General features: G+C 65.6%; 13 protein-coding genes. 7 read left to right on the top strand and 6 right to left on the bottom strand.

Translation table 11 applies throughout. The features are described from left to right. Positions 1–395: 395 nt before the first annotated feature. Entirely contained in the window at positions 396–1,286 is an 891-nt protein-coding gene (locus tag DRV85_RS15560; RefSeq protein WP_113290404.1) for an AraC family transcriptional regulator, read from the bottom strand. A 155-nt stretch (positions 1,287–1,441) separates the two neighbouring features. Between DRV85_RS15560 and DRV85_RS15555 the strand changes: the two genes are divergently transcribed. Together DRV85_RS15555 and DRV85_RS15550 are read left to right on the top strand one after the other, a co-directional pair. Beyond that, positions 1,442–2,311 carry an SDR family NAD(P)-dependent oxidoreductase gene (locus DRV85_RS15555; protein WP_113290403.1) on the top strand — a complete coding sequence of 290 codons (870 nt, stop codon included), beginning with the start codon at positions 1,442–1,444 and terminating at the stop codon, positions 2,309–2,311. Between the two features lie 10 nt (positions 2,312–2,321). Further along, complete coding sequence (locus DRV85_RS15550; protein WP_113290402.1) at positions 2,322–3,134, top strand: SDR family oxidoreductase; 813 nt, start codon at positions 2,322–2,324, stop codon at positions 3,132–3,134. A 522-nt stretch (positions 3,135–3,656) separates the two neighbouring features. On the opposite strand, the gene DRV85_RS15540 is transcribed toward DRV85_RS15550, so the two are convergent. Both DRV85_RS15540 and DRV85_RS15535 read right to left on the bottom strand, forming a co-directional pair. Continuing rightward, positions 3,657–3,971: a type II toxin-antitoxin system RelE/ParE family toxin gene (locus tag DRV85_RS15540; protein WP_113290400.1), complete on the bottom strand. Its 315-nt coding sequence runs from the start codon at positions 3,969–3,971 to the stop codon at positions 3,657–3,659. A gap of 4 nt (positions 3,972–3,975) precedes the next feature. Beyond that, the gene (locus DRV85_RS15535; protein ID WP_113290399.1) at positions 3,976–4,230 is read right to left on the bottom strand and encodes a ribbon-helix-helix domain-containing protein; all 255 of its coding nucleotides are present in this window, start codon (positions 4,228–4,230) and stop codon (positions 3,976–3,978) included. A 383-nt stretch (positions 4,231–4,613) separates the two neighbouring features. Between DRV85_RS15535 and DRV85_RS15530 the strand changes: the two genes are divergently transcribed. From DRV85_RS15530 to DRV85_RS19045, 5 genes are all read left to right on the top strand, one after another. Then, entirely contained in the window at positions 4,614–5,780 is a 1,167-nt protein-coding gene (locus tag DRV85_RS15530; RefSeq protein WP_113290398.1) for a MerR family transcriptional regulator, read from the top strand. Between the two features lie 29 nt (positions 5,781–5,809). Next, positions 5,810–6,349 (top strand): GNAT family N-acetyltransferase, encoded by a 540-nt coding sequence (locus DRV85_RS15525; protein WP_113290397.1) that lies wholly within the window; start codon positions 5,810–5,812, stop codon positions 6,347–6,349. After that, positions 6,349–7,425, top strand: a complete 1,077-nt coding sequence (gene rsgA, locus DRV85_RS15520; protein WP_113290396.1) for a ribosome small subunit-dependent GTPase A — start codon at positions 6,349–6,351, stop codon at positions 7,423–7,425. Before DRV85_RS15525 ends, rsgA begins: the two co-directional genes overlap by 1 nt. 308 nt (positions 7,426–7,733) lie before the next feature. Continuing rightward, entirely contained in the window at positions 7,734–8,573 is an 840-nt protein-coding gene (locus DRV85_RS15515) for a DUF305 domain-containing protein (RefSeq protein ID WP_113290395.1), read from the top strand. A gap of 28 nt (positions 8,574–8,601) precedes the next feature. Further along, positions 8,602–9,285, top strand: a complete 684-nt coding sequence (locus tag DRV85_RS19045) for a hypothetical protein (protein ID WP_147238864.1) — start codon at positions 8,602–8,604, stop codon at positions 9,283–9,285. Positions 9,286–9,643: 358 nt separating this feature from the next. On the opposite strand, the gene DRV85_RS15505 is transcribed toward DRV85_RS19045, so the two are convergent. The 3 genes from DRV85_RS15505 to DRV85_RS15495 all read right to left on the bottom strand — a co-directional run bounded on the left by DRV85_RS15505 (position 9,644) and on the right by DRV85_RS15495 (position 12,256). Then, positions 9,644–10,372, bottom strand: coding sequence for a DsbA family protein (locus DRV85_RS15505; protein ID WP_113290394.1), 729 nt, complete (start codon positions 10,370–10,372; stop codon positions 9,644–9,646). Positions 10,373–10,376: 4 nt separating this feature from the next. Beyond that, positions 10,377–10,760 (bottom strand): c-type cytochrome, encoded by a 384-nt coding sequence (locus DRV85_RS15500; RefSeq protein WP_420820929.1) that lies wholly within the window; start codon positions 10,758–10,760, stop codon positions 10,377–10,379. 101 nt (positions 10,761–10,861) lie between these two features. Then, positions 10,862–12,256 carry a multicopper oxidase family protein gene (locus tag DRV85_RS15495; protein ID WP_113290392.1) on the bottom strand — a complete coding sequence of 465 codons (1,395 nt, stop codon included), beginning with the start codon at positions 12,254–12,256 and terminating at the stop codon, positions 10,862–10,864. Positions 12,257–12,265 lie beyond the last annotated feature (9 nt).

The following is a 12,265-nucleotide window of genomic DNA, read 5'->3' as shown; positions in this document are numbered from 1 at the left end:
GTGCCGCGCAGTCACGCGCGCAGGGCGTTTTCGGCGGAAGGGCGCCTGCGAAGGCCGGGCCCTCGCGTCCGCCCGGCCGGCCGAGGGATGCTTGCGCGTCTCTCGGTGGCGAAGCGGGTGTCTGGGCCCAGGCGCGGCCGCCGTGCGAAAGCGTGAACGACCGAGGGGCCCGCATGGGCACGAATCCCGCCAAGACATTGTCCTGGCGGCGTTCTCCGTTGCGTCGCCTGTGCGGAGCCCCTTGTCGCGATCGGGCGCGGATCGGAGCGGACGGGACCGGGGTCGAACGTTCTCTACCCCATAAGCCATTGTTTCTATTTGCTAGACCATATTTGAGATCGCCATCCGCAAAAGAGGCGACTGCCATCCAAAAACAAAACGTCGAAGACCCACGGCTATTCCGCCGCCTGCGCCACGCGGTCCTGCCTTGGCGCCAGCCCGAACTTGCGGGCGTACTCCCGTGAGAACTGGGCCGAGCTTTCGTAACCCACCCCGAAGGCGATCTCGGAGACCTTCCCTTTCGTGCTGCGCAAGGCTTCGCGGGCGCGCAACAGGCGCAGGTCTTTCTGGTATTGCAGCGGAGACGTGCCGGTCACCGCCTTGAAATGCTCGAAGAAGGCCGAACTGCTCATGCCGGCCCGGTCCGCGAGATCACCGACGACAATCGGGCGGGCGAGGTCCGACTGGATCTCGCGCGTGGCCTGGAAGATGCGGCTGGCCGTCGTCTCGTGCCAGAGCAGCTTGCGCAACGGCTCGGCATGGGGGCCGAGCAGGAGCCGCGCATGGATCTCGCGCGCCGTGATCGGGGCCAGCAGGCGGCGCGAGTCTTCGCTGTCGCAATGCCGGAGATGGCGCAAGAGCGCCTCCTCCATCTCCAGGTCGGTCTGGCAGAGCGAGATCGAGAACGGGTCCGCCTGCCCCGGAGCGCGGGCCGGCGCCACGTCGGCGGCCATCCCGCGCAGGAGGTCGAGGTCGATCGGGAAGACCAGCGCGATGTAGGGCCTGTCCCGCGCCGCCTCGGTAATGCGCGACACGACCGGCAGGGCATGGCTGACGACAAGGGATTGCCCGTCGGCCACGCGCAGGGTTCTTTTGCTCGTGCCGACCTCCTTGGCGCCTTGCAGCACGAGGCACAGAAGCGGGCGATAGACGGTCGCATCCTGCCCGCTCGGCGCGCAGAACCGCAGGAAATGGAGGCCGCTCGGGCCATGCGCGAGCGCACCTTGCGCCGGTCCATCCCGGTCGAGCAAGGCCGATACATGATGCAAGAGGGCTCCGTGGGTCATGCTGTCCTCCCTGCGCCTCTCTAGCACAGCGCACCTGCTTTTTTGTGCGAAAACTTTCCCACTTGGAGGATCAGGCAAGAAATGCGGTCAATCGTGAAAGATTGGCCGTCACCATCGGACTAGGGTCGATCCATCAACACACGAGGAGGACGACCATGGCGAAGGTCTTGATCACGGGGATAGCGGGCGGTTTCGGCAAGCCGACGGCGCTGGCGCTCATGGCCCGCGGGCACGAAGTGGCGGGCAGCGTGCGCAGCCGAGCGGGGCAAAACGCCGAGACGGTTGCCGAGCTGGAGGCCGCCGGTGCGCAAATCGTCGAGATGGACGTGACGGATACGGCCAGCACCGAAGCCGGCGTCGCCGAGGCCATCGACGCGCTCGGCGGCCTTCAAGTGCTCTTCAACAATGCCGGGATCGGCTCCTACGGGATCCAGGAACTGATGGCGCCCGAGGACATGGCCCGCGTCTTCGACGTGAACGTCACCGGCGTACAGCGCGTGATGCGCTCCGCGCTTCCGCACCTGCGGGCGCAGGGGCGCGGCACGGTCCTCTACACCTCCAGCCTGATCGGACGGATCGCGACGCCCTTCTACGGCACCTATTCCGCGTCGAAATGGGCGCTGGAGGCCATCGTCGAATGCTACCGGACGGAGCTCTCCGGCTTCGGCATCGAATCCTGCATCATCGAGCCCGGCGCCATGCCGACGGCCTTCTTCGACGGCCTGGTCACGCCGAGCGATCCCGACCGGGAAGCCGGCTACGGCGACTTCGCGCAGGTGCCAACGATGTCGGCGGCGGGCCTTGCCCAGATGCTCGACGCGACACCGGCGCAGCGGCCCGAGCGGATCGCCGAGGCGGTGTTGGCGCTGCTCGACATGCCCCATGGGCAGAAACCCTTCCGCACGGTCGTCGACCATACCGGCGTCGGCCCCGAGATCGAGCGCTACAACGACGTGCTGCACGACGTGACGCGGACCGTCCTGACCAATTTCGGCATCGAGCGGATGCTCGACCTGAACGCCTGAGGAGAGAGACATGAAGACCATCCTGATCACCGGCGCCTCCTCCGGCATCGGCAAGGCCACCGCCCTGCGCTTTCAGGCCGAGGGCTGGAACGTCATCGCCACGATGCGCGATCCCTCCGCCGGGGGCGATCTGGCGGCGCTCGACAACGTTCACGTCACCCGGCTGGACGTGACCGACGCGGGCTCCATCGCCGCCGCGGTGGCCGACGGCATCGCCCGGTTCGGCCGGATCGACGTCATCCTGAACAACGCGGGCTACGGCGCCTATGGCCCCCTCGAGGCCTTCTCGGCCGAGCGCATCCGGCGCCAGTTCGACACCAATGTGATCGGCCTTCTGGAGGTGACGAAGGCGGTGCTGCCGCACATGCGCGCGAACCGCGCGGGCACCATCGTCAACATCTCGTCCATCGGCGGGCAGATCACCTTCCCGCTCGGCACGCTCTACCACGGCACCAAGTTCGCGGTCGAAGGCCTCTCCGAGGCGCTGCACTACGAGCTGGAGCCGCTCGGCATCCGCGTGCGCATCATCGAGCCCGGCATGATCCGGACGGACTTCGGCGGCCGGTCCTTCGACTTCGCGATGGACGAGAGTCTTACCGACTACGCCCCGACCGCCGAGGCGATGGGACGCTTGTTCGGCAAGCTGGCAGCAGAGCCGTCCGCGCCCGAGGTCGTCGCGGAAGTCATCTGGGAGGCCGTCAACGAGCCCGGCGGCCGCCTCCGCTTCCGCGCGGGCACCGATGCCGAGGCGTTGCTCGACGACCGGAAGGTCCAGGACGACGAGACGTTCATAGGCAGGATCAAGGACCTGATGGGGAGCTGACGTCCGCCTTTTGAGTAACCACACACCAAAGCTGACGGACCGGGAGCGTCATAGCCCGGGGTCGAACGGCCCCGCCGCCAACCTTTGGCTGATCATGAGGCGAGGTCGATCCCGGTCGCGAAAGGTGGCCGAGCCAACGGGACGAGTATCGGACGTTCCAAAGCCTGCAGCAATTTCTGAGCGCTCCCACAGGGCAAAACCACCTTCGACTTGCCTATTCCTCGCGCCCGCACCTTCGTTTCCGCACGCCACAACGAGTTGCCCGAAAGGAAGCGAAGATGCCCGAGCAATACGCCGACGAAATCGAATTGGCGAATCCATGGCAAATCAGCCCACGAATATTGAAGCAGTCAGGCTGGCAGGGAGAGCCACCCATCATCAAACGCCCTAATTCGATCTCCGCCGCTCTAATCACACCTGCAGAGCGTCGCGCCGAGCTTTGCACGTTTCTGGCACTCGCACTGGTACGATCCCGGATTCGCGACAACAATCGGAGTCAGTGCCGCGGTCATAGATTTTACGTTAGGGAGAGCCAAAATCCTCCTTGAAGCGGTCGATCTGGTGCATCCGCTCGTGGAGGATGGTGACGATGCCAATGTCGCCATTTGAAAGCCGCCTCCAGTACACGAAGTGCCGCTCATAGCGGAAGAAATACCCCTCCACGCCGAACTCGGCCGGTACGGGTCTCGACATGACTCCGCGTGTGTCGATCTGCTCGAAGGCGGCGAACAGACCGGTGATGTAGATCTCGGCTTGCGCCTCGCCCCAGCGGTCGCGGGTGTATCGGTAGATCTCGTCGAGGCGCAGTGAGGCCGCCTCCTGGACCCGGATCGTCATGGGCTCAGGTCCGGTTCCGGGCGATCACCTCAGCAGCGGTCAGCGGCTTGTAGCTGTCCTCGGGCGCGGCGAAGGCACGCTTCAGTTCGGCCTTCAGACGATCGAACGCTTCGCGCTCCACACGCTCCTTGTCGCGACGGATCAGGTCGCGGATATACTCGCTCACGTTCTCGTAGGCGCCGTCCTCGCCGACGTTGGTCGCAACGAACTCGCTGAGGGCGCCGCTGACGCGGACGGTCATGGTGGTAGTGCGTGGCATGGGCGCTCCCTTCTCGCGCGTGTGCAAGATAACCAAAAATGAATACGGTGCAAGTCCAGAGAGACCGTCTGGCACCTCCGCGTTTTCAGTTTGCTCGCCTTCCCGCCCCTCGCACTGGCAGCTCGGTGGGTAGACGAGCCGGCTGGGAGCCCGCCAACCCGACGCGAGTTTTCTTGCTGACCGCGCGGCAGCGTGTGCGGCTGCGTTCCATTCGGAGCGTGTCGGGGGCCGGGTCACTCGGCACGCCCGGCTTCTCATTGCGATCGTGGTTAGAACCGCAGGTGCCCTTGGGCACCACCCTCCGGCTTGACCTGTCTATAACTTCACACCTTAGGAGAATCTCGTAGGTCGAGAATCGGTGTGAGCGGACAAGGCGGCGGACGGTGAGGATTTCAGAACTGGCGGAGAGCGTAGGGCTCTCGCGCGCGACGCTGCTCTACTACGAGAAGCTCGGCCTCGTCAGGGCCGCGCGACAGGCCAACGGCTATCGCGTCTACACCGACGCCGACCGACAGCGGCTGCGGCTGATGCAGCAGCTTCAGGCCGGCGGGCTGAGCTTGCAGGAATGCCAGGCCTGCCTCGATGGCAAGCTCGACCGCGACATGCTGGGACGGCGCCTCGCCGTTCTGGACGCGGAGATCGCCGAGAAGACGCGGTCGCGCGACCTTCTGGCGGCTCTCCTCGGACGCTCGAGCCTCAAGGACTGGCACGAGGAGGTCGAGCGCGTCGCTCCCGATCTGCACCGCGCCTGGCTGATGTCACAGGGGTTTTCCAGCGCGGAGGCCGGCCTGGTCGCGCTGGTCTCCAAGGACATGAACGCGCACGACGCCTATATGGCGGGCTTCATGGAGGTGTTCGCCGACCTCGACTGGTGGGGCCCGGGAACGGCCGAAGCGACACGCCGGGCGCTCGCCATGCTGCCCTTCGCGCCCGAAACCATCCTCGAGATCGGCTGCGGCCCCGGCATGGCGACGATGACGCTGGCCGAGGCGTCACGGGCACGGATCACGGCCACCGACACGGCCGAGGTCGCGCTCGACAAGCTCAGGGCGCGGATCACCGTGGGCGGTTTCACCGACCGGATCGAGGTGCAGAACGTCGATATGGCCGCACTTCCTACGCCCGAGCGCCCCTGGGACGTGATCTGGTCCGAGGGCAGCGCCTACATCCTCGGCGTGGAAAAGGCGCTTGCGGACTGGCGCGCACTCATCCGCCCCGGCGGCGCGCTCGTGGTCTCCGACATGGTCTGGCGGACCGACACACCCGACGACGAGGTCCGCGCGTTCTGGGCCGCGGAATACCCCGCGATGACGACGCCGGCGACCCGCGCAGCACAGGCGAGGCGCGCGGGCTACCGCGTCCTCGGCCATTTCGACATCGGGCCGGAGGGGATGGAGACCTACTACCGTCCGCTCGCCGCACGGCTCGACGCCCTCGAGCCGCGTCTTGCGGGGAGCCCTGTCCTCGACGACCTGCGCCGCGAGATCGCCGTGCTGGAGGCCGGCCGTGGTCAGTTCGGCTACGAGATGTTCGTGCTGAAGCGGGCCTGACCCCGACTGGCACCAAAAAGGATCGAGACATGGACTATTCAACGGATTACACCACCCACGCCGAGGCAATTGCGGAGCTCTTCGCGTCGACCTTCACTGCCTCCGAAGGGGCTGACGAAGGCGCGCTGATCGGCGCCCTTGCGCGCCGTCTGATCGCGGAGACGCCCGCCGAGGATCTGCGCGTGTTCACCGCCTGGGAGGACGGCGCGCTCCTCGGCGGAATCTTCTTCACTCGCCTCACCTATGCAGGCGATCCGCGCACGGTTTTCCTGATGGCCCCCGTTGCGGTCGCCACGGCGCATCAGGGCAAGGGCATCGGGCAGCGGCTGATCGCCCACGGTCTCGGCGCGCTCAGGCAGGAGGGCGTGGACATCGCGGTGACCTATGGCGACCCGGCCTTCTACGGCCGCATCGGGTTCGAGCCCGTCTCGGAGGCCGACCTGCCCGCGCCGCAGCCGCTCCAGCAGCCGCAGGGCTGGATCGCCCAGTCCCTGACAGACGCGCCGCTCACGCCGCTCAGAGGGCCGGCGCGTTGCGTCGCCGCGTTCGACGATCCAAGGCTCTGGTGATGGTCCGCGACTACTCCGCCTTCCTGCCGGGTGCCGCACCGGCGCGCCGCGAGCCCACGGCGCTTGACCGCCTCGGCTGGGGCCCGGCCTTCGCCCGCCAGATCGAAGCGGAGGCCCTGACCGCGACGCCCCCGGTTCGCGTGGTCGCCGTGCATCGCAGTGGCCTGCAGGTGGCGGGCGACGGGATCGACGAGACGATCCCGCCGGGACCGGAGGCGACAGTCGGCGACTGGCTGCTCTACGATCGCGCGCGGCCCAGGTCGAGCCGCGTGCTGGAGCGCAAGAGCCTCATCAAGCGCCGCGCACCGGGCACGAGCCGCGAAGTGCAGCTGATCGCGGCGAACATCGACACGGTCTTCGTCGTCACGTCCTGCAACGCGGATTTCAACGTGGCGCGGCTGGAGCGCTACGTCGCGCTGGCCTTCGAAGCCGGGATCGAGCCGGTGATCGTCCTAACGAAGGCAGACCTTGCCGAGGACACCGCGCCCTATGTGGACGCGGCGCAAGCTGTGTCGGACCGGGTGCCGGTGGTGGCGCTTGACGCCCGCGGCGCCGAACCGGCGGAGGCGCTGGCCGACTGGTGCAAATCGGGACGGACGGTCGCATTCCTCGGCTCATCCGGCGTGGGCAAGTCGACCCTGACCAACGCGCTCCTCGGCACTCAGGCCATCGCCACCCAAGGCATCCGCGAGGACGACGCAAAGGGCCGGCACACTACGACCGCACGGGAATTGCACATCACCCCAGGTGGTTGCCTCGTCCTCGACACACCGGGCATGCGCGAGCTTCAACTGACCGACGCGGCGACGGGCATCGCCGACGTGTTCGAGGATATCGAGGCGCTGGCAGCAAGCTGTCGCTTCACTGACTGCCGGCATGAGACCGAACCCGGCTGCGCCATCCTGGCCGCCACCGAAGACGGCAGCCTCGACCCCGCGCGGCTCGCGCGCTGGCGCAAGCTCCAGGCCGAGGACGCCTTCAACTCCGCAAGCCTCGCCGACCGCCGTGAAAAGGACCGCGCCTTCGGCAAGCTCGTCCGCAGCGCAGTGCAGGCGAAATCGGATCGGAAGCGGTAGACCGTTTCAACTCGCCCGTGCCTGCCCCCGCTTCACCGCGTGGTCGGTCATCATTTCAGCAATCGCCAAGCCCTCCTTCAGCAGAGGCAGTTCCGCTGCCGTCCGTGCCTGTCACTACAAGCGGTATTCAACAACGGGCGCACACGCTTCTGACCCGCCACCGTCAGGAAGGCCGGTCGCACGGCCCCTGCATGCTGGGCCATGTCGCGAAATGTAACGGGAACTTGAACAACGGCGACAGGTTTTTCCCACAATGGATCGTGATTGCACCCCAAGGGAGCATTCGCGTGCAAGATAGGGAGGCGCCCATGTCCTACTGGCGGTTCGCCGCGATGATCGCGACCTCGACGGTCGTCATGTTCATCCTGATGTATCTCAACACCTACGCGCTCGAGCACCTCTTCTGGTCGGAAACGCGCGCCTATATGGCCGTGCTCATGGGCGCGACGATGGCGGTCATCATGCTGGCCTACATGCTGTCGATGTATTCTTCGAAGGCGATCAACGCGGCGATCTTCGTGGGCTCGATCATCGTCTTCGCGGGGTCGCTGTGGCTCGTGCGCAGCCAGGAAACGGTGCAGGACCGCTCGTTCATGGCGGCGATGATCCCGCACCATTCGATCGCCATCATGACATCGAGCCGGTCGGAACTGACCGACCCGCGGGTCGAAAAGCTGTCGCACGACATCATTGCCGCGCAGAACCGCGAGATCGCCGAGATGCGCTACCTGATCGCCGCCATCGATGAGCGTGGAGAAATCGAAAGTATCTACGAAGACCCGCCACCAGCCGTCGGCACGCTGGAAGAGGCGCTGAACAACACGCTGATCGCGTCGCTCGACCCCTCGCCAATCGCGCTTGAGGCGCTTCCCGAAGGCACCGACACGTCCTCGCTGACCTGCGGCTTCCGCCGTGTCGAGGATGAGGACCCGATCCTGCTGCACAACGAAGAAGGCGCGCTCGCGCAGCTGAACGGTGTGATCCTGACGCTCGAGTCCGACGGCGCGGAAACCTTCGCCGCCCCCGGGATCACAATGACATTGCGCGACGTGGACGAGGCCGACTGGCGCGGCGGAGCGGAACTGATCTTTGCCCTCGACCAGGGTTTGACCGTGGGCTATCGCGGCTTCTACGATTGCGACATCTGACCAATGCGGGCGAACGGCAGCTTCCACCATGCTGCCGCCAAAGGAGTCCGAGGAACGGGGCGTCGTGCAAAGGTGGTTCTCCAGCGATCTGCCGTTCCACCGGTTTGCATGGCATACCATCGTTGTCAGCCTTGCGGGCATCCTGCCGCTGCTTGCGCTTTATGTCGCGCTGACACCCGACTTTGCCCGGCACCTCGCCGACGGCGGCCCCGCCCTCTCGCGGTTCCTGCGGCAGGTGCTGACGAACGGCATTCCGGTCGTCTTCGTGGTCAATTACGTGGCCTTCTTCCTTTTTGCGGCTGCCAGTACGCACGAGGCGCTCCGGCAGAGACATGTCTTCATCCTCGCGCTCGATGCATCGGCCCGGATCGTCACCTTCGTCCTTCTTCACGGCTTGATCTACGTGCTGTCTGCCGACTGGTTCGGATCCTTCGGCGGCAACCGCGCAACGGCGGTGCGCGTCGTGGCGCCAACCCTCGCGCGCTCGGCTTTTTTCGAGAACATCTCGGGAGTCTATCTCTACGCGACGATGTTCAGCGCAATTCCCCTCTATGTCTCTGTGATCGAGGGTTGGCTCGCGCAAGGCCGATCATTGGCGCACCGACGTTGTCGGGGGATTGCTGTATTCTTGTCGCTCGTGCTCTTCGGTGCGGTCGTCGTGCTTTTGACCGGCATCGGCTATCTTGTGTCCGCGCTCCAATCATCCAGCTGATGCAACGACACTCACCGGTAGGGGATGGGGCTGCGTATAACGCAGAATTCGTGCTGTCACTGTCGTTGCCCGAGGCCGGATTGTTCAGTCTGGGAACAACAAAGATTCGACTGGCAGAGGGCGGTTTTACCCGGGTTGGCAGGAAGCGCGGATTAAGGCCCGACGGGTTCGACGTGGCCGATCGTAGTTCGCAGGCGTGACCTGCGCATCCCAATCCGCTTTCTGTGCCTCGCTGGGCCAGCTGCTGGCAACCAGCGGACCGGTGATGGGCGGCGAGAACAGGGCGGCCGTGGAAGCGATGAAATGGCGGCGGGTCAGCATCGCGCGTAACTCCGGCCGCTCGATCGCAGGCTTGCGGTCATTCGGACCCATCACGCACCTGCGCGACCAGGGCCTGTAACTGTTCCTGTTCGACGAGACCCGGAACAAGCGCCTCGCCGATCACGAAGGACGGAGTGCCGTTGAACCCCAGAGCCTGGCTAAGGCGCATTGAGGTTGCGATATGTTCTTCGATTTCGGGCGCCGCCATGTCCCGACGGAGCTGCACGAGATCGAGCCCGACTTCTTCGGCCACCCGCATGACGGCTGCTTCCTCCGCCCGGCCGTTCATCCCCATAAGAGCCCAATGGAATTCCTCGTAAAGGTCCTGTTCGCGTGCGGCGAGTGCCGCCCGCGCGGCAAAAACAGATCCCTCGCCCAGAATGGGCCATTCGCGATAGACGAGTCGAACGTTTGAATCGGCGGCCAACAAGGCCTCGATCTCCGGTTTGACTTGGCGACAATAAGGGCAGTTGTAGTCGAAGAACTCGACGATGGTGACGTCGCCATCCGGGTTTCCGAGTACGGGCGCGTTCGGATCCTGCTCGAGAAGATCGCGCTCGACCTCCAGAACCTGCGCTTGTGCCTGGGCCTCTGCGTCGGCCTCCTGACGTTGCAGGATGGCGACGGCTTCCATCACGATTTGCGGGTTCTCGCGAATGGTCTCAAGGACCAGCTCGCGTACCCGATCCTCCGACAGGTCGTCCGCGGACGCGGCGACTGGCAGAAAAACAGCCATTACCGTGGCGCAGAGAATGGATTTCTTCATTGGGTCAACTCCCTTCGTTGGCGAGGCTCGCCTCGGTACGGGCGGCCTGCGCGGCACGCGCGCGCTCCGGCCACGTCGATCGGATGTAGGCGAGAATGGTCCAGATTTCCTGATCGCTCAGCTGCCCTTCGAGGCCGGGCATGCCGCTGTCGAACTCGATGCCCTGCAAGGCCAGCGTCTCACGGCCGCCAAGCTTCGTGTATTGAAACAGGACGCTGTCGGGGTGGTGCCATGTATGCCCGGTCTCGTCATGAGGGGGCGCCGGCAACCGGCCGTCGGGCCCCGGGCTTTGCCAGTCAGGCTGCCCTTCGAGGTTTGCGCCATGACAGGACGCGCAGTACTCGCCGTAGAGCACCTCACCTTGTGCCAGGTCGAGACCTTCCGGCATGACCAGCGCAGCTTCCGACCCCGACCCTCCGCCAGTCCACCAGAGAGCAACCAGCGCAACGGAGGCGATGGCTGCAGCTACCGCGGCCACACTTCTACGCATCAAGTCACTCTGACCCAAGTCATCATCCCTGACGCGGCATGTGAAAGCATGTGGCAGTGAAACAGCCAGTCGCCGGGATTATGCGCCGAAAACGCGATCTCGCGCGTCTCGCCCCCGAATGTCAGAATGGTGTCCCTGAGCGGTTCCAGGGAGCCATCGGCACCGATTTCGCGGAAGTGCATCCCGTGGAGGTGCATGGCATGCGGAAAGGAGGTGTCATTGACGATTTCAAGACGGACCGGCTCATCACGCGCGAGATCGGCCAGTGGGTCATCCGTCATGCCGATGACGTCATTGAAGGCCCAGAACTGGTTGGCATCGACCAGTTGGCGAAAGGTTCTCCGCTCACCGTTGAATTGGGCCGACTGCAGGCGGCCCATCGCGCCTCCACCCATGTGAAGGCGCACATGCCGGGCTTGTGAGAGATCCGGAGGAGCCATGTTGGCGTTCGGGGGCAAGGCCTGCGGGGCATCCCTACGCGCGCCGGACGATGCCGCGATCACCGGGAAGGCCGACTGAACGAACCCCTCACCGTTGTCGACGCGAACCAGATAGGCCGTCTCACCTTGCTCCGCCGCGACGTCCACAAGGAGGTCGGCCCGCTGCCCCGGCCCGAGCAAAACCGTATCGGACACGGGCTGCGGCGCCTCCAGCGGCATGCCGTCGAGCGCCATCACCCAGCCTTCGAGGCCGGCCAGCGCCAGTTCGAAGATCCGGGCATTTGCTGCGTTCACGAGGCGAAGCCGCAGCCGCTCATTGCGGCGCACATCGAGACTGTGCCGGTACTGCCCGTTCGTCGCGATGAAGTTCCCGACCCGGCCCGCGTGGCTGCGATCATGGCGCGAGGTGAAGTCGGGATCGATCTGGGCAGTGTCGGGGTTCAGGAGCCAGTCATCGAGGATCAGCACCTCGTCGCGATCCACGTCGGGCCCCTCCGGCTCTTCGACCACGAGCGCGCCGTAGAGACCGCGCGCAACCTGTTCCACGGAACGGTTGTGCGCGTGGTACCAGTAGGTGCCGGCATCGTGCGCGACGAAATCGATGTCGAAGGATGCGCCGGGGGCGACGGCTTCCTGCGTCAGGCCCGCGACACCGTCCATCGCGTTGTCGATCCGGACGCCATGCCAGTGGAGCGACGTGGCCTGAGGCAGTTCATTGACCAGACGGCGCGTGACGCGGCCGCCCTGCCGGACCCGGATCACCGGCCCCGGCATGGAGCCGTCATAGCCCCAGATGGCCGTCCGGGGGTAGTCCGGGGGCGCCAGTTGCATGCTGGCTTCCCGTGCCGTCAGCGCCACGCCCGAGTTGCTCTGTGCAAGCAGATGGGACGGCGCAGCCGAGGCGAGCCCCGCGGCCGCCCCGATCTTCAGGATATCGCGTCTTGAGTAAGTCATGTCATCTTC

This window comes from Rhodosalinus halophilus (genome assembly GCF_003298775.1).
Lineage (GTDB): Bacteria > Pseudomonadota > Alphaproteobacteria > Rhodobacterales > Rhodobacteraceae > Rhodosalinus > Rhodosalinus halophilus.
The sequence above is the reverse complement of the archived record's forward strand: the minus strand, read 5'-3'. Positions and strand labels throughout refer to the sequence as shown.